Source organism: Flavobacterium sp. YJ01 (assembly GCF_029320955.1).
Taxonomy (GTDB): domain Bacteria; phylum Bacteroidota; class Bacteroidia; order Flavobacteriales; family Flavobacteriaceae; genus Flavobacterium.
Genome location: NZ_CP119757.1, coordinates 1,580,707 through 1,598,407, shown reverse-complemented (window position 1 = coordinate 1,598,407; position 17,701 = coordinate 1,580,707). Strand labels below are relative to the sequence as shown.

Sequence of the window (17,701 nt, the reverse complement as noted above, 5' to 3'; positions counted from 1 at the left end):
CTTTTTTTGTATTACAAATAGATTAAAAACACTTAATTTTTCTGATTAAGAAGATATAACTTAAGATTTATAGCTAAAAGGTATAAACTCCATAATTCGACTTTGGAGTGAGTTGTAATTTTAAGTTATTTTAGTAAATTTATCTAATCATAACTAATTAAAAAGCAGGACAAATCAATAAATGAAACCAGAACTCACCACTTTAAAAAAACTGCGTGATATGCTCACATTCATGAATCTCCCTGTTTATTCCTATATAGATAGTGATGATTTTGCTATTTTAAAAGTACATGAAATGGGCCTAAAAATGCCTTATATAACGCCAACTTTTAGGCCTGATCATTACACTTTAGTGGTAGTAAAAGAGGGGGAAGGAACTTTTGTATCTGGAAATGAGGTTTTTAAAGTAAGTTCTGGACACGTATTTATAAAGCGTCCTGATATTTACGTTTCCAGTGGATGGACCGAGATGAAGATTGTGTACAATATTTGTTTCCGGAAAGATTTTATTGCGTATTGTCTGCCATTGGGAGTGGAGGAACTATTGGAAATGGATCACTCCAATGGAATAAACTATCTTCTTAATGACAAGGCAATTAGTCGCATGGAAGAGCTATGTCTTGAATTGTATGATTATGCGACTTCTATGGAGCCAATTAAAGATGAAATAATCTCTAATATTCTTATTTATATTCTGCTGCTCATTCAAAAGCATCAAAATGAAATTAATACAGAAGTTTTAAACGAGAAGAATGCTGCCATTGTAACCGCATTTCGCAGTAACATGGATAAAAACTTTACCATGCTCATCTCTGGTGAATGCAGTTCAGTATTTCGAATAAAAGAACATGCAGAATTATTAAACATCAGTGAAAGTAACCTTTCAAAAATTATAAGCAAAAGCTCTGGAAAAACAGTCAACCAATGGATAAACGAAAAACTGATTGATGAAATAACTTATCTTCTTAAAAATACAGAGAAGTCTATGAACGAAATAGCTGAAGTATACGCTTTTCGTGAAGTGAAACAGTTTTACAGTTTTTTTAAAAAACATACTCATAAAAGCGCCATTATGGTAAGAAATGATTTTAATGCCACCCATGGAGAGCACAATCTCATTTATAAAGGTGATGTCGTTCCCATTCGTCCAAACTGGTAACTTTGCGCAAGATATAGATTGAAATTAAGAATTACTATTCTCTTTTCGATATTCTACTGGCGAAAGCCCTGTATGTTTCTTAAAAAATATACTAAAATAAGACAAATATGAGAAACCTAGCATATTAGCAATTTCTTTCATTGAAAATCGCTGGTCCATAATTAAAATTTTAGCTGTGCTCAACGTTTTTTCAGCAATCAATTGTCCACCGGTTTTTCCTGTTTTTTCTTTGAGGATACTCGATAGATAATTTTCGTGAAGCTGCTGCATTTCTGCATAATCTTTAATATAAAGTATTCTGTTAACTTTCCCTTTTAATAATTGATCGTAGTGATATTCCAGGTTTTGTGTAAAATCTTTCAGAATGTCAGGATTTCGGTTTGGAGCGGTATGAATTTTATATCCTTCCCAATATTCCTGTTTAATTTTAAGTAAGAAACGGGTAAGTAAATTTGCACACATTTTTTTTTGAAATGGAGATTCTTTTTGAAGCTGCTGGACAATAAGCAATAGAATCTTTTTTAATTCCTGTCTAAATTCCATTGTGGTTTGTAATGGAACCTGCTTTTCAAATAAAAGAAACGGAAATGTTTTATAATTTTGTATACAGATAGCAGTCCAGAGCTTTATTGTAATCTTTGCCGCTATAGTAAACTATACCCTTAGTTAGCAGTGCTGAACCTATCTTGTCATTTTTTTTCGTCAGCTCCGAAGCTATCAAGACACTATCCGAATATGCAAGGGTTAGCGAAATTCTGAGAATTCTTTTCGAAGCTTCTTCATTGTGTATTGATACTCTCAGAACATTCCAGCTTGTGGTGCTTTCGATTTTAGGACCTCTGGTGTTCGGCATTGCGGTCTTTGACGGATTCCAGCATACCCTGACAGTCTGGCTCGCCAGGTATATAAACATTTATCTCTGGCTTCCCGTTGCAAACATTTTCGGCAGCATTATCGGGAAGATTCAGGAACAGATGCTGAGGCTGGATATCTCACAGATTAATACTTCGGGAGATACTTTTTTCAGCAGGACCGATATCGGATACTTAATTTTCATGATTATAGGAATTGTGGGGTACTTTACTGTGCCTTCCGTGGCCAATTATATCGTGCATGCATCAGGAGGAAGTGCATTGGGACAGAAAGTGACAAGCCTGTTTAGCGGATCAACTTCTACTGTGATTGGTGGTGCTGCCACTGGAGCAGGAATGGTAATGGATTCAATGGGAAATGCAGCAGGCAGAATGAGCCAGAGCATGTCATCTTCAGCAGCTGCGTCACCTTATTTTGAGGAAAAAGGAAATTACATGAGCGAGAAGCTCAAGGGAAACTCTAAAAATTAAAAGCACTCGATTATGTTTAGTAAAATGAAAAATATAGATACTGCTTTTCGTCATATAAGAGGATTTACCATGCTGGTTATCCTTTGCTGCGCTGCCATAACCTCTTATTCTATTTATAAAAGTTTCAGTTCCGTCGCTTTGATGGACGACAAGGTTTATATCCTCGCAAATGGAAAGGCACTTGAGGCATTTGCATCAGACCGTAAGGATAATGTACCTGTTGAAGCAAGGGATCATGTCAGGACATTCCATCAGTTTTTCTTCAGCCTTGACCCAGATGATAAAGTAATTAAAGCCAATGTTACCAAGGCCTTGTATCTGGCTGATAATTCTGTCAAGCGTATATACGATGATCTAAAAGAAAACGGATATTATTCGGGAATTATATCAGGAAATATAAGCCAGACTGTTATTGTAGACAGCGTCCGCATTGATATTAATGAATATCCCTACCGCTTTAAATGCTATGCCCGGCAGAACATCATAAGGACAACAATCATATTGAACAGAAATCTGATTACAGAAGGAACGCTGCGAAATGTTTCAAGGAGCGATAACAATCCGCATGGTTTTCTGATTGAACGCTTCAATACTCTTGAGAACAAAGATCTTGGAACAGTAAATCGAAAGCCATGAGAAGTCTGATGCGAAAACAAAGACAGAATGTAAAGTCTTCAAGGTCATATCTGATGATCAGATTCTGGTGGGTAACAAAAATGAATAGGCTGACTAGAGACCTTTCAAATTCACAGCTTAAGTTTTCAGTAATCATTTTTGCGACCCTTGGAACGATTTTATGTGTTTATAACGCATTGAGCGGTTTTCTGTCAGAAAGTCAAAAATCAATGAACATTGATGCAGTAAAAGTGCTTAAGCCAGCTTATAGTGATAAGGGAGGCCATATGCATTCTCTGGATCTGCCATTTAACAAATATGCTGAGAGATCCAATCTCAGCAGATATATTGACAGTGTGATAAATGCAGCAGACTTAACCGATTTGTCTAAAAATCAAAATTCCAACGCTGAAGATTTTAGCAGCAGTCCAAAGCTCAGGGAAACTAATTCATCTAACTATAAAAAATAAGATTATGGAACATAAAACACTTTTAGCCAGAGAGAAAAAGAATCGCAGTATGATGCTGGTTCTTCCACTGCTTGTTCTTCCATTTATAACCATGCTGTTCTGGGTGCTTGGAGGAGGCAAAGGAACAGAAAATCCAATTTCAACAACTGAAAAAAAAGGATTTAATATGCTGCTTCCAAATCCAAAACTAAAGGAAGATTCCAGTTTGGATAAAATGAGCTATTATGACCAGGCATCAATTGATTCGATAAAACTGCAGGAACAAAAAAAGAAAGATCCTAATTATTCGGTTGTTGCGGAAGATAATGATAATCTTGAATCAAAACGTTTTTTTGATACGGATGGGGTTGCATGGAATGATAAACAAAACGGACTGAAAACAGACTATCTAAAACCAGAGAATGAAAAGAAGATGTACCAGAAACTTGAAGCGCTCAAGAAAGCTATTGCGGAGCCTCCAAAAGAATATCAGAGCGGTCAGGATTTTAATGAATTTCAGTACCAGAAAATGCCTCACGGTGAATCAGCCGAGTTGAAAAATCTTGAACAGCTCATGGCAGCCATGAGTGCGCCTTCTGAGCCTGATCCTGAACTTGCCCAGCTTGGCGGTATGCTGGAAAATATTCTGGATATCCAGCACCCAGAACGTGTACAGGAAAAACTGCGTCAGAACTCAAAGCTTCAAAAAGGAAAAGTTTTTTCAGTGAACAGAAAAGCTGAAGAGCAAAACCTGAGCTCTCTTCAGACCAACAAAGTAAATTATGAGCAGTCAGCAAATTCATTTTATTCGCTTGATGGTGAAATCAAAGATGAACAAAATCAGAACGCAGTTGAGGCAGCGGTTCATGAAACGCAGACGATTGTCAACGGTTCTATCGTAAAAATCAGACTTGCAAGTGACGTTTTTATCAATGGTGTACTAATTCCAAAAAACAGTTTCGTTTTTGGGACAGCGTCACTTAAGGGAGAAAGGCTTGAAATAAAGATCAATACCATAAAATACCAGAATTCCATTTTCCCGGTTGAACTATCCGTCTTTGATATAGACGGCATTAAAGGCATTTACATTCCTGGAACTATAAACAGGGATGTAGCAAAAGCATCCGCTGACGGGTCCATGCAGAGTATTGGACTGGCAGGAGTCAGTGATTCTTGGGGAGCCAAGGCGGCAGGAATGGGAGTGGAGGCAGCCAAATCACTTTTAAGCAGGAAAGTTAAGCTGATAAAAGTAGCAGTCAAGGCAGGTTACAAAGTGCTTCTCTACGATGAAAAAGAAAAGAATGAACAATAACTTTAAACTAAAAGAAAATGAAAAATTTAAAGACACTAATTATCACATTTATTTTTCTGGCTGGTTTTTCAGTTTCTGCACAGTATGATGCTAAAGCCGAATTTAATAATATACAGCTTAGCTATTCAAAAACCACCAGCATTTTATTTCCGTACGCGGTAAAAAGCCTGGATGTCGGAAGCCGTGATGTTCTGGTGCAGAAAGCTAAAGGAGTGGAAAATATACTGCTTCTTAAAGCTGGAAAGCAGAATTTTCCGCAGACTAACCTGACTGTTGTAACATCTGACGGCAATCTTTACAGTTTCATTTTAAATTTTGATGATCTGTGTCCAACATTAAATGTGGATGCACGATTACGAATTGGCGAGGATAAATCGCTGCTGTTTTCCCTTGAGAACGAAAACCAGAAAGAAATAAAAGAATATGCCCTGCTTGCTTTATCCAAGAAAAATAAGGTAAGCGGACTGGGCTCAAAAAATGCAGAAATTGAATTTAAGGTTGACGGCATTTTTATTCATCAGGACGTGATGTATTTCAGAGTGTTTTTAGGGAATGATTCCAGAATTAATTACGATGTGGATCAGCTTCGTTTTTTTATCCGAGACCAGAAAAAATCCAAAAGAACTGCAGCTCAGGAAATAGAACTGACACCGCTTTTATGCACCGGAGAATTTAGCAGGATTTCCGACAAATCACAAACTACAGTAGTATTTGCGATATCTAAATTTACGATACCGGAAAAGAAGAAATTCACAATGCAGGTCTTTGAGAAAAATGGAGGCAGGAATCTTGTACTTAATATAAAAAACAGGCACCTGGTAAATCTTGAAATACTGGGTAACTTATAATCAGTACTAATTTTAAATGTGAATATTATGAACGAGAAAAATGTACAGTATCTGAAAGACCAGTTAAAATATACTGGATTCGGAGAAACTTTTGATACTGAATTAAGAGAGAATATCCAGAAAGGGGATAAGGACTTTAAATTGATGCATACCGGTATTATGAACAATGGTGTCCCTAACAAAGATACAGTAACCGTTGAACTGAATTTTAAAAAGTCCGACCAGAGCGATATGTATTTTTTCAATAGCTATCAGGTTAATCTCCAGAAAGAGGATAATAAGCCGGGATTGGAACAGACTTTTTATATTAATAATGATAATACCAGCATCACTCTTAAAGAGGCGTATAATTTGATGGAGGGCAGATCGGTCAATAAGGATTTAAAGAATAAGGACGGTGAAGCCTATAATTGCTGGATTCGTATGGACTTCAAAGAAAGTGACGACCGTGGAAATTTCAAACTTCAGCATTATCATCAGAACTATGGATATGATCTGGAAGCTTCGCTGGAAAAGCATTCTATAAAAGAACTGCTGACGCCGCAGTACAAGGAAGATCTTATGAACTCTCTGAAAAAAGGCAATCTGCAGTCCGTAACTTTTGTGGTGGGAGGAGAGGAGAGAAAACAGTTTGTGGAAGCTAATCCCCAGTTTAAGACTATTAAGGTTTATGATTCTTCTCTGCAGAGAATAAATGACCGTGAAAGCAAGAACGAGAAGCAGTCGCAGTCCAAAGGAAAGAGCGCAGACCTGGCTGACAATTCCGATGAGACCTCTCAGAAAGAAAAAAAAAGTAATTCCCGTTCAAAAAAAGCGGGCAGATCGGTTTAAGGTGCTTAAATAAATTAAAACTGAGTTATGTCTTCTGAAAACAATCGAGTAGAAAATGAGATAAAAGTCTGGCAGTCCAAGGAAGAAAAATTAAAATTTTTATTTCAGAACAGCCCGCAGGTAGAACGCTCTTTTGGCATAGAGAAACTGAAATTTTTTAAGATGCTCCTTTTTAAATATAAAAAGACGAAAGCCGTAGATGAAAAAATAACTCTAAGGTTTCTTAAGCATGAATTTAATAAATTGAAGCATCAAGTCTATCCTAATATCATCCTCCGGCTTTTAAATGAAGTGCTTAGTTCTGTTGTTTTTGAAAGGATAGATAAACAGGATTATCTTAAAGATCTGGAATTAAACAAGAAAACTTTAGAGGAACAGCTTATAAAAAGCGGTTTTCATGTGGCTTATGGCAAAGTATTGGAGCATATGCAGGAGCAGCAGTTAAATTTTTCTATTACTGTTTCTTATCACATCTCAGAGAATGAAAGACTTGAACATTCACTTCAATTTGTAAAAGATTCGCAGGGGGCTTACCAATTTGATGGATTCAGATCAATTCTTTATACAGATTCGTCGCCATCCAGACGCTGTACACATTACTTTAAGAATGAGAAAACTGAGGGCTTCAGCGCTGCAGAAGCATACGAAATGCTTGCGGGAAGAGCAGTCCTAAAAGTCGGAACTTGGAAACAGTTTAACTTCAACGACAGGGATCTTAATGACAATTATAGAATACATGAGTTTCCAGAATCGTATGGATACAATTTAAGCGAAGCTTTAAGGGCTGTTCCTCTTAAAAATGATGACTATGAGACATTCGAATCCCTGGCCGATTCTTTGAAAAAGGGGAGGAGGGAAGAAGTTCTTCTTATGATACAAGGGAGAGAAATGAAGGTTTTTTTGGAAGCAAATCCGCGCTTTAAAACCTTGAATTTTTATAACGACAGGATGCAGAAACTTAGTCTGGCGGAAATTAAAAACGGCTGTAAAATTAGTCCGCTGCTAAAGCCGCAGCAAAATATTGAGTCGCAGACCGCAAAAAAATCTCATCATGTGTGATGTTTATTTATCTTATACAGTTATGGAAAATCTTAATCTTTTATCGGGATTTTTTCAGGCAATCGAAAATGATTTCAGGATCAGCACAACTCACATTGCTATTTTTGCCGCCCTGCTTCAATTTCGTGCAAGCAAAGATTTTGTAAATCCTATTCAGGCTTACAGCATAGAAATCCAGAGTATTGCTAAGATCATGTCTCACAAAACCTATCAAAAATGTATGCGTGAATTGGATGAGTACGGTTATTTGATTTATGTGCCTACAAAGAATAAGAAGAGAAGGAGCAGTATTTATTTTCACTTGGAATAAGTTGTACTGTAAAAATTGAAAGTAGACAGAGTTTTGTTTTAAAATAGATGATCAAATATTATAATGAGTAAAACCAAAATTTTATGGAAGAATTTATAACGAAAGATGATTTAAGACAGTTCGGGCTTTTCATGGCCGATACAGTGCGTACTGCTGTTGCGGAAGCATTTCAGCCAAAAAATTTTGAGCGGGAATCTGAGTGGCTGAAAAGTAAAGCTGTCCGTAGGCTGCTTGATATTTCTGCAGGCTCGGTGCAGAATCTTAGAACCTCGCAAAAAGTACGTTTTAAAAAGGTGCTTGGATCTTATTATTATAACAGGGAAGATATTCAAAAACTCTTTAGCGATGACAAAGATTAATAGATTAAAAGAAAGCCATATAATGAGTTTTTTGTGTATGTACGCTAATGATCCCAAACTAAATGTTTGGCACCTGTCAATTTTGACAGCTATACTAGGGTTAGGATACAGGCAGGGGCAGAGGAGGAGAATAAAAGTAAGTCGCAGTAAAATTATGGAGTTATCCCATGTGAACACTCTGCCAACTTATCATAAGTATTTTAAACAACTTCAGGATTTAGGATACGTTAAGTATAGCCCTTCGTATCATCCTGGCTATAGGAGCGAAGTAAAACTATGTAAAAAGAGGCTATCCTAGAATATTTGAGATAGCCTCTTTTAAGTTTGAATATGTCTTAAAAATATTTATCAAGAAGAAATGTTGTATTTTTTCTTGATTGCCTGGATTTCTTTTTCCAGTCTACTGAGAACTGCCAAGTCCGGCTTAGACATTTTAGGCTCAGTTTTATTGAGTTTTTTATTTAGAATTGACATTTCACGGCCGATTGTTGCCTGCTCGGTTATGGCGTATGCTTCAGTCTGTTTTACTGATGCGTGGCCCAGTAGTTCTTTAACTACATTTATAGGAACATTATTGTTTAATGTAACGGTGCTTCCAAAAGTGCGGCGCGCGATGTGAGTATTTAAAGTAAATGGAAATCCGCATAAAACTGCCACTTCTTTCAAGTATTCATTCATTTTCTGATTGGATGAGACAGGCAGTACCGTTCCGCGCTGAATGCATAGCTTATGTTCTTTATATTTCTCAATGATTTTAAGTGCCTGAGGGAGCAGCGGGACATTGGTTGTTGAGTTTGTTTTCTGTCTTTCGGACATAATCCAAAGGTTTCCGTCAATGCCTTCTTTGATATCACTTTTCTTTAATTGGTAAGCGTCTATGTAAGCAAGTCCAGTGTAACATTGGAATACAAATACGTCCCTGACAACATTAAGCCTGTCAGTGGTGAAATAATGCCTTTCCAGTTCATACAGTTCCTGAGTGGTAAGCGGTTTCTTTACCAGTTTTGTTTTTCGCCCCTTAAAGTTCTTAAAAGGATCCTTTGTGATTAATTCCTTATCAATCGCGCGGATTACGATCTTTTTGAAATTTGCAATGTATTTTAGTGTAGTGTTATTGCTGCAGTCGCGCACTGTTCTAAGATAAAACTCAAAGTCCTTGACAAACTCAAGATTCAAATCCGCAAATTCAACATCCTCTTTTTTAAACTTGAATTTAATAAAAGCTGTCAAATGGTTTTTAGTAATTGTAAACCTGTCAAGAGTGCCTTTTGCATACCCTTTTCCCAGAAGCGCCTTCATTTCGTCATTGTGCTTTTGAAATTCTTCAAGGACTTTAACTCTTGGTGCTATTCTTCCCAATAAGTGATCCATAATTTTTTCAACAGTTAGCGGTTTACCGCTGTACATAATTTCTGTTTTAATTTCATGGACTTTAAAAGTCAATGAATCCAGAAAGAAATTTAAGGATTTTGCATCTTCTTTACCGCCGACTGCACGTTCATTCTTTTGGTCCCATCTAGAGATGTCCCATTTTCGCTTAGTTGATGTTTCTTTGCTGATTCCGTCTACAGTCACTCTTAAGTGAACTGCTCTAATTTTACTTCCTTTGTGGGCGGTTTTTAAAAAAAATGCCATCCCAAAACTGTTTTCTAACATAATTCAGTCTTTTAGATTAATAAATGTAGAATTATAGCGTCAAAAAAACAAGTCGTTAACCTCCTTAACCCCTTTGTTTATAAGGGATGTTTCCAATTTCTGTGGCAAAATTTTCATCGTGGATTTTTTGCCACGATTTTGCCACAGAGATTTTGTTAGGTTTTAAAAAATTTGAAAAGCAGTGTAAATGAAAAAAGCCTGCTAATCTTACGATTTGCAGGCTTTACCACGTTTTTTTGCGGGTTTTTGAAAAGATTGAAAAACTTTCGTTTTGGCTTCTTTCACCCTTTTTGTGGGGAGAGCAGGATTCGAACTTTAAGCTTGAAACCGCTGTCAATGCCACTTTTATTTATGTCTTGAACCTCTGTGCACCGATTTTGCACCAAATTCAATTTTTACTATTTCAATATTAAATCATGCACAAAACTTTAAAAATTAACGAATTAACATGCAGTTCTATTATTCTTTGTGTTTAACAAATATATTATAAATTTTTTAAATACAGGGCTGCCATAAATTTTGGCTTTTTGAAGACTTTTGAAAAGTTTCCTTTTAAGTCAACCGCGGTGAAAGAGGGATTCGAACAAAAATTCTGCGTCCCGCTTTTATACTGCATTTCTAATATTTTTTCTGTTTTGCGCCACGATTCTGCCACGGACTTTTTATGCGTTTTTATGCATTTTGAAAAGTTCCGGAGCAAATTATCCGTTTAAATTTAAGTTGTAATTCTTAATTGATTCTAATACAAAAGTAAACCTTTTTATTACAAACTGCGACAAATATTTTATTACCTTTTAAGTAATTTAAATAGAATTGAATTATATTGGCTTTTTGTGTCAGAAAGAAGATTCATTTCAGTTCAAGTAGATAATTCGTTTTTCTTAATTTTCATTGAGGCCACCTTAACTTTTTGTCGCAGAAATAGTATCAAGTCCAGTAAAGGTTTTTCCAGATTTGTCTACACCTACCACCACTCTACCAGCAGGCTCACCATCTAAATGGAACTGAATATTTTTGGAATCTTTCCACCATACTCCAAACGTATGGTAATCTTCATTCCAATTTACATCTTTCAACGGATTTACGTCTAGTAAACCACTTTGATTGAAGTTTCCATAATTTCTAATTTCTCCTGGCGTTTTTCCCGAATCAGCATGAAAATATTGTGGATTCATTTGGGTGGGAAAATTGGGTTGATAACCGCATGATGGTTTTGAATTATTCTCAATAATGTCTGTTAGATAAATTAGGCAATATGGTTGACTTTCTTTTGACAAGAAAAAGACAAAGAATGAGCGCTCAGTCTTTTTCAAGTTTCCAAGTTCTAACCCAATCCACTTTCATGGTATTGATACTATTATCATTCAGATCTGATTTTGAAGCTAATCCGCCTAACCACGTTTCATCAGCCGTCCATAAATCAAAAATGATTTCTAAATCTCTAGTAAACTCGCGATCGGTATAGGTTTTTCCAGATTTGTCTACACCTACCACCACGCTACCAGCAGGCTCACCATCTAAATAGAACTGAATATTTTTGGAATCTTTCCACCATACTCCAAACGTATGGTAATCTTCATTCCATTTTACATCTTTCAACGGATTTACGTCTAGTAAACCACTTTGATTGAAGTTTCCATAATTTCTAATTTCTCCTGGCGTTTTTCCCGAATCAGCATGAAAATATTGTGAATTCATTTGGGTGGGAAAATTGGGTTGACAACCGCATGATGGTTTTGAATTATTCTCAATAATGTCGATTTCATTCCTATTATAAGAGTCTCCATTGTTTAACCAATAGGTATTATATGCAGAAATATGAGCCGATTTTATTCTTGCTTCAGTATACATTGGATAGCTAATTTTAGTTCTTGAATGTATTCTAGCAGTTTGAAACCATCTTCCATCAGGATTACTCTCGTTTAAAGTTGCTTTTATCCATAAATTACCATCAGTAACACCAGAGTTGCTATTTGATGTTGACATGAAAACGGGTATACCGTAATTCCATGTAGATTTATACCATTTTGTAGCATCCCAAGCTGTAAATTCATCAGACATGTCTTCCTGCTTCACCCATTTCATGTCAGATGGAGTTGTATTTGTAATTGAAACAAATGAAGGATAATTTGGATCTATGTTTTTGAAATCTTCTGCAGTGAGGCCTTTAATTAGGGTATTAATCGTTATGTTTACTTTTGCAGTTGCTTTGTCTCCATTTTTATCTGTTAAGGTATACGAAAAACTATCGGATCCGTAAAAATTTATTTTTGGAACATATTCAAAAATACCGTCTTTAACTTCTATTACAGTACCGTTGCTAGCAGTAGATAATAGGCTATAATCATCTCCTTTACCTCCATCTTGACCGATATTATCATTTAAAGAAACATTTACCTGATTGGAAGTTCCAGTGCTGCTGTTTTCATCAACAACAAGGACATCGTCTTGAGCTGTAGGTTTGGAGTAATCAGGAATAATGTCTGACTCAGAACTATTGCTGCTACAACTACATAGATACACTAGAGATGTTATAGCTATAAGTAAAAATTTTGTTTTTTCTGTAAGGGCGTGTTTAAAAATCATTTTATTTAATTTAACTAATTAATCCTAAAAGGATATTTTTTTATTGTTGAAAATATAAGAATTTCGCTTCGTATTTTAGGATTATTATATTTATAGTTTAGTAGTACAAAATTGGTTTTGTTAATTTTAAGCACTTTTTGACAAATGAATGAAGTGCTATTTTTTAAGTAGTTTAGAATTTCGCTATTTTATTTTAAAACCAAATTGTCTTTAACCTCTTAGTTCTAATTACCGAATCAGAGCTATGTGGTTAAAGACCAATTTAGAAATTATTCTTTTATTAATTTTCCAGAACCTGCATCTGTAGCGATGATATAGGTTCCTTTAGATAAATCCGATACATTTAATGAACTAGTTGCTGCTGTTTCTTTTACTAGGGCACCTGACATACTTAAGACTTTATAAGTTTTAGTTTCTAAGTCAGCATTAAAAGTAACTACTTCAGTAGCTGGATTTGGGTAAAAAGCGACAGTGTTTCTGTTTGTTTTTTTTGTACTTAAAGTTTCCGTTACACCTACTACGTAATTTACATAATTTTGATCGGTTGAAGGATTAGATCCAACAATTTGCAGAATATAATTATATCCTTGTACATAGCCAGGAGTTTCAGCTATAGGTAATGTGCCAGTAGGTAAACTGATAACAACAGTTGCGGCTCCATTGGTAAAGTCTGCTGCGGATAAAGTTTTTAAAACAGTTAAATTATCTGAACCCCAACCCAATGGTGCTATTCCGAAACCAGATCTAGAGAAATTTATATATATAGTATTACCAACTGAAGGATTAGTAGCGTCAAAATTAGTAATTTCAATAGTTATTGTTTTGGCAGTTGTATTATCAAAAGTATAGTTAGGAATTCCGCCCCAGGCATAACCAGCAAAGCTACCTGGCTTAGAAACATAGGTATTGCCTCCGTTCATTGTTGTAGAATAATAAACTTGTGCAGTCAAATTTGTAGTGCTTATACTTAAGCCAAACATAATTAATAATAATGTAATTTTTTTCATGGTTTTTTTGTTTTAGTTGTTAATATTTTGAGAAAAGCATGGCGTATATGCTTTTATTCTTTCGTAAGATTATTGTTTAAATTTTCTTTTAAGTAAATTTGTTACTCGACAAAAACTAGACTATAATGAAAGTAAACTACTATTTATATAAACATTTCCCATGAATTATAAGTTTTTTTATTATACTCGTTAAACGCTTGAAAAAATCATGCAAATAGTTCTTAGTTAAGGGGAAGGGGATAACTAAATGGTTCTGGACAGAAAGTATTGAGTGTTTTACTTTTTAATAAACTTTGCTGCCCCTATTTTCTTGTTTTCTTTTAAAAAAACGATATAATAAATCCCTTCTGAAAGTGAACTCACATTAATTCTAGCACTACTAAGGATTTCTTTTTTTACTAATTTCCCAGCACCATCATATATCATTGCAGTCGAGTTTGATTCGTTTGCATACGTATTTTTGATTGTTAGGGTGTCAATAACTGGATTAGGATAAATTGTTATTGTATTGTCGTTTTCGAAAGTTTTTGGATCTACTGATAACAGATTAGTACTAAAATTATATACTTGTAATGCTACTGAACTCACATGACCACCTGTGTCAGGTAATTGTACTGCTATTTGATTATTTGCAGTAACAAGATTATAAGGCACTGGAATTTCTAGAACGCCAAAAAATCGATCTCTTTCTGCTTGGTCATAACCGCGGAAGTTAGTTGGCACAGGGATAATAGTATTGTTCACTTTGACAATCGGACTTAAAGATTGTCCATGATCTCTTCCTAAACCAATTCTTAATACGGCATCTCCATAAGTGCTTTTCTGAACGCCATTTACACTAAAATTAATAGGCTGATTTGCGCTAATAGGTTGCAAATAGGTCGTTGCAAAATATTTAGTTTCGTCGCAAGTTTCATTAATTGTTATGGCATTGGCAAAGGTATACTCTAAAATAATAGTTGATTCGGCACCTAGTGTAACTGATGTTAGTGGTGATGGCACAGTACTTTCTTCTAGTGTAGCGAAGTTATTTATAAGAGTTAATTGTTTTTTGTTAATGCTTGTAATGGCAGTATTGTTGATGTTAAAAAGGTTTAAGTTTACTTTAGTTGCTTGGAAGTTTAAATTGTTTAGAATCACATAAGCCTTATTACCATCGATATAGGTATTGGTTAAAACATCTAAATTATCCGTCTTACTATATACTCGTGTACCTTTAACATTTTTCCATAATTGATAAAATTTTACCAAGTCCGTATAAACCCATTGTCCGGTATAACTCGCTGGTTCATTTGCTTTTCGCATCAAACGATGAGAATATGGAACTCCATTATACATTCCCCATTCCGCTTTGGTAACTACAAATGGAATAGCAAAATCAATAGTATTGGGTCTTTCAAGAAAAGCCATTAATTGGGAATTCATGGCTTTTAAAATCAACCAATCTCTATAAGAACTCCATTGACTGTTATTGTAATCATGAGTTTGAGCTCCGTATTCTGAGATTACATAGGGTTTAGTAACACCAAATTTCATTACGCTATACTGGTCCATCATATCAAAAGTAGCCTCAATATTGCTCCCGGAACGCAATTGTTTTTTTCCGTTATTGATCGATGAAAAATCATAAAGGTGTAAAGACCAAAAATCCATTTTGCTTCCGGCAACGTCCATAAATAATTTATCGCGATTGTTCCAACGCTGAAAATTTCCTACTTCAAATTCAGGAAAGGCATTGGTGTAACCCCCGATTTTAGCGTTTGGGACCTGTACTCTAATGGCATCAGCAACACCATTATGAAAGTCGGCTATATCTTTTATCGATTTAGTGTATTCTTTTAATCCTCCTAAAAGGTCATAATCAGGTTCGTTTATTACTTCAACATAAGTGGGTTTCTTTTGCCCTGTAATTCCATCACCACTAAATGCGTTGATGTAACGCCCCATATATTCACCCGTTGCAGTGGCATTGGCTAAATACCAGCCAGAATTAGTGGGTTGATGATCTGTTCCAGTCCAAAACGGATGCAATTGAGCACATAAAACTAAACTCTTTCTATTTTCGTATTGATGAAGGTTGGTTTTTTGGGCATATTGACTTTTACTGTAATTTCCTAGAGAAGTGATTTGAGTAGGATTCGCAAAACCAGGTCTGGCAGGATCTTGATTTAATTGATTTTTTAATACATAAGTAATTCCTCCTGTATCTCTTCCTAGGTACACATCTAGGCCATTTAAAAATTCATTTCTTAAATCGGGCGAAACATTATCGCCATCCCATTCAGTTTCTGTTTGATTGGCATGCGTTGTTATGAATTTTGAACGATCAAAAGTAGAGATGCCTCCTACGGAATGTTTCACGTTAAGTTTTAGATTTACATTTACTTGCGCATAAGTAGGAAAGGCACACGCTAGTAGTATGGCGTAACGAAACACTATTCGTTTGTTTCTTTTCATGGTATTTTGAGAGTATAAAAATAGCTTGTATTAGAAAGTCTGTTTGAAAGCAAGGGCAGTAAATAGGTAAATTATTTACTGCCCCTTGCACTTATTTGTTTAAAATTATCATTACTAGTTACGGTCTTAATTTAGCTTCACTAACAGTAATGTCATCGATATAGAATTTTAAAGCAGAGGAGTTACCTTGGTTGTCACTTCTAAGCATAAAACTATAATCAGCAGTTGTATTGATTTTTACTAGTGCAGAACTGTAAACCCATTTTCCAACTGCAAAATCTGCTGAGAATCCAGGGTTTGGACCTATTCCCCAGTCTGTATTTGGAGTAAAGTATAATCTTAGATCAGGAACAGAGGCTTTGTCACCTAAGCTTTCTACATAAACCCATGATCCCATAGAATAGGTTTTGCCAGCAGTAAGTCTAAAAGTTCCTTTATCGCCACCATGATTATAACCTAAAATCATACCGCCACGAGCATCTATTTGAACGGACAAGCTTTTTTTGCCGCCATGTGCTTTTGTACTTGTAACCGCCGATGTAAATTTGTTCCACGGAGCTCCCCAGCCAAGATATACCCAGTCAGCACTAGTTGAAGTTTCAAAACCATAATCAAAAGTAGTTGAAGCTAAAATATTAACGGATTTGAAAGATACAGCAACATCTGTAAATGAACTAGCAAAAACAGCATCTGCAGTGGTTAACGATCCTTTTGTGTATGATACAGTAATAATGTCGTCGTTGTACAAGGTTTGCCCAGCTAATTTTAAAAGAACAATATTACCTTCAGTTGGGCTTATTGTCGCACTAGAAATAGTTACAGGTAGCGTAGCACCAGATTTGTTTTTTAATGTAACAGAAAAATCAGATGCTTTTAATGTTTCAGCATTCATTTCTCTACTGTAATTCAGAGCTATATTTCCTTGATCGTCTATTACTTGAGCGTCATCCATGGTAACTGGGTCAGTCGATGGAATTACGTTGATAAAATCTTTAAGCATTACTGTTGCTTCACCAAATGGGCGAGGGGTATTGGCTTTGATAGTAAATCCAAATGTTCCTAGTTTTTTATATCTTACATCTACTGTTTTAGTATCAGTTGTTGATGTCGCAGGATCTCCTCCGTCGATAGTCCAAAGATAGGCTTCTGGTTCCCCTTCAGTAATCAAAGTATATCTAATCGTTCTTCCTGCTAGTACTTCATTTTTTGCACCATTAACTACATTTAGTTCTGCTCCTAAAGTACCGTCTGTATTTAAATAATTTGCTTTAACAACAATGCTTATTGGAGCTAAAACGGTTACTACTATCGTAGTATCTAATACTTTGGCAACAGGATTTGTGCTTCCTGTAGTATAAGCTTCTCCTTTAAAAACTTGATGTAATTTTACTTCATGTTTTCCAACAACGTTAAATATAGCTTTAACATTCTGTTCCGTTGAAGTAACGTCATTGTCAGAATCTACAATGTCAACAACGCCTTCTGGAAAAGTCCAAAGTCTTGACTCAACCCCCGCTGAAATATCTCCAAAGGTTTCGTGGCTACCTACCCTAATTTTATTTCCATAGTCCATTTGTGAACTAACAATAATTCTGCTGTTGGCCGCATTCAAATCGATAGAATCATAAATGTCACTACATGAATATAACCCTATTGCAACAAGAAATAGTGCAATTACTATTTTAAGTTTTGTTTTCATAATTTAAGTGG

At 35.5% G+C, this 17,701-nt stretch carries 17 protein-coding genes; 10 read left to right on the top strand and 7 right to left on the bottom strand.

Annotated elements, in window-relative coordinates:
* Nucleotides 1-181: 181 nt before the first annotated feature.
* Nucleotides 182-1,159, top strand: coding sequence for a helix-turn-helix domain-containing protein (locus tag P0R33_RS07080; protein WP_276174787.1), 978 nt, complete (start codon nt 182-184; stop codon nt 1,157-1,159).
* Between the two features lie 24 nt (nt 1,160-1,183).
* On the opposite strand, the gene P0R33_RS07075 is transcribed toward P0R33_RS07080, so the two are convergent.
* Nucleotides 1,184-1,702 (bottom strand): AraC family transcriptional regulator, encoded by a 519-nt coding sequence (locus tag P0R33_RS07075; RefSeq protein WP_276174786.1) that lies wholly within the window; start codon nt 1,700-1,702, stop codon nt 1,184-1,186.
* A 431-nt stretch (nt 1,703-2,133) separates the two neighbouring features.
* On the opposite strand from P0R33_RS07075, the gene P0R33_RS07070 reads away from it, so the two are divergent.
* The 9 genes from P0R33_RS07070 (at nt 2,134) to P0R33_RS07030 (ending at nt 8,285) form a co-directional block, all read left to right on the top strand.
* Entirely contained in the window at nt 2,134-2,502 is a 369-nt protein-coding gene (locus P0R33_RS07070; RefSeq protein WP_276174193.1) for a hypothetical protein, read from the top strand.
* 12 nt (nt 2,503-2,514) lie between these two features.
* Nucleotides 2,515-3,138 carry a conjugative transposon protein TraK gene (gene traK / locus P0R33_RS07065; RefSeq protein WP_276174192.1) on the top strand — a complete coding sequence of 208 codons (624 nt, stop codon included), beginning with the start codon at nt 2,515-2,517 and terminating at the stop codon, nt 3,136-3,138.
* Between the two features lie 80 nt (nt 3,139-3,218).
* Nucleotides 3,219-3,587: a hypothetical protein gene (locus P0R33_RS07060; protein WP_276174191.1), complete on the top strand. Its 369-nt coding sequence runs from the start codon at nt 3,219-3,221 to the stop codon at nt 3,585-3,587.
* Nucleotides 3,588-3,591: 4 nt separating this feature from the next.
* Nucleotides 3,592-4,878 carry a conjugative transposon protein TraM gene (gene traM, locus P0R33_RS07055; protein WP_276174190.1) on the top strand — a complete coding sequence of 429 codons (1,287 nt, stop codon included), beginning with the start codon at nt 3,592-3,594 and terminating at the stop codon, nt 4,876-4,878.
* Between the two features lie 17 nt (nt 4,879-4,895).
* A complete protein-coding gene (traN, locus tag P0R33_RS07050; RefSeq protein ID WP_276174189.1) occupies nt 4,896-5,726 on the top strand; it encodes a conjugative transposon protein TraN in 831 nt (276 codons plus the stop codon).
* 27 nt (nt 5,727-5,753) lie between these two features.
* Nucleotides 5,754-6,557 carry a hypothetical protein gene (locus P0R33_RS07045; RefSeq protein ID WP_276174785.1) on the top strand — a complete coding sequence of 268 codons (804 nt, stop codon included), beginning with the start codon at nt 5,754-5,756 and terminating at the stop codon, nt 6,555-6,557.
* Between the two features lie 27 nt (nt 6,558-6,584).
* Entirely contained in the window at nt 6,585-7,616 is a 1,032-nt protein-coding gene (locus P0R33_RS07040; protein ID WP_276174784.1) for a hypothetical protein, read from the top strand.
* Between the two features lie 22 nt (nt 7,617-7,638).
* A complete protein-coding gene (locus tag P0R33_RS07035; protein WP_276174783.1) occupies nt 7,639-7,926 on the top strand; it encodes a hypothetical protein in 288 nt (95 codons plus the stop codon).
* Between the two features lie 83 nt (nt 7,927-8,009).
* On the top strand, nt 8,010-8,285 hold the full coding sequence (locus tag P0R33_RS07030; protein ID WP_276174782.1) for a DNA-binding protein: 276 nt from the start codon (nt 8,010-8,012) through the stop codon (nt 8,283-8,285).
* 348 nt (nt 8,286-8,633) lie between these two features.
* Here the strand turns inward: P0R33_RS07030 and P0R33_RS07025 are convergent, their stop codons facing one another.
* The 6 genes from P0R33_RS07025 to P0R33_RS07000 all read right to left on the bottom strand — a co-directional run bounded on the left by P0R33_RS07025 (nt 8,634) and on the right by P0R33_RS07000 (nt 17,690).
* Entirely contained in the window at nt 8,634-9,941 is a 1,308-nt protein-coding gene (locus P0R33_RS07025; protein WP_276174781.1) for a site-specific integrase, read from the bottom strand.
* 902 nt (nt 9,942-10,843) lie between these two features.
* On the bottom strand, nt 10,844-11,116 hold the full coding sequence (locus P0R33_RS07020; protein WP_144219267.1) for a hypothetical protein: 273 nt from the start codon (nt 11,114-11,116) through the stop codon (nt 10,844-10,846).
* A 124-nt stretch (nt 11,117-11,240) separates the two neighbouring features.
* On the bottom strand, nt 11,241-12,527 hold the full coding sequence (locus P0R33_RS07015) for an Ig-like domain-containing protein (protein WP_276174780.1): 1,287 nt from the start codon (nt 12,525-12,527) through the stop codon (nt 11,241-11,243).
* A 269-nt stretch (nt 12,528-12,796) separates the two neighbouring features.
* Nucleotides 12,797-13,534: a T9SS type A sorting domain-containing protein gene (locus tag P0R33_RS07010; RefSeq protein ID WP_276174779.1), complete on the bottom strand. Its 738-nt coding sequence runs from the start codon at nt 13,532-13,534 to the stop codon at nt 12,797-12,799.
* Between the two features lie 276 nt (nt 13,535-13,810).
* A complete protein-coding gene (locus P0R33_RS07005) occupies nt 13,811-15,991 on the bottom strand; it encodes a T9SS type A sorting domain-containing protein (protein ID WP_144219270.1) in 2,181 nt (726 codons plus the stop codon).
* Between the two features lie 118 nt (nt 15,992-16,109).
* Nucleotides 16,110-17,690, bottom strand: a complete 1,581-nt coding sequence (locus P0R33_RS07000; RefSeq protein ID WP_276174778.1) for a hypothetical protein — start codon at nt 17,688-17,690, stop codon at nt 16,110-16,112.
* Between the last annotated feature and the right edge of the window lie 11 nt (nt 17,691-17,701).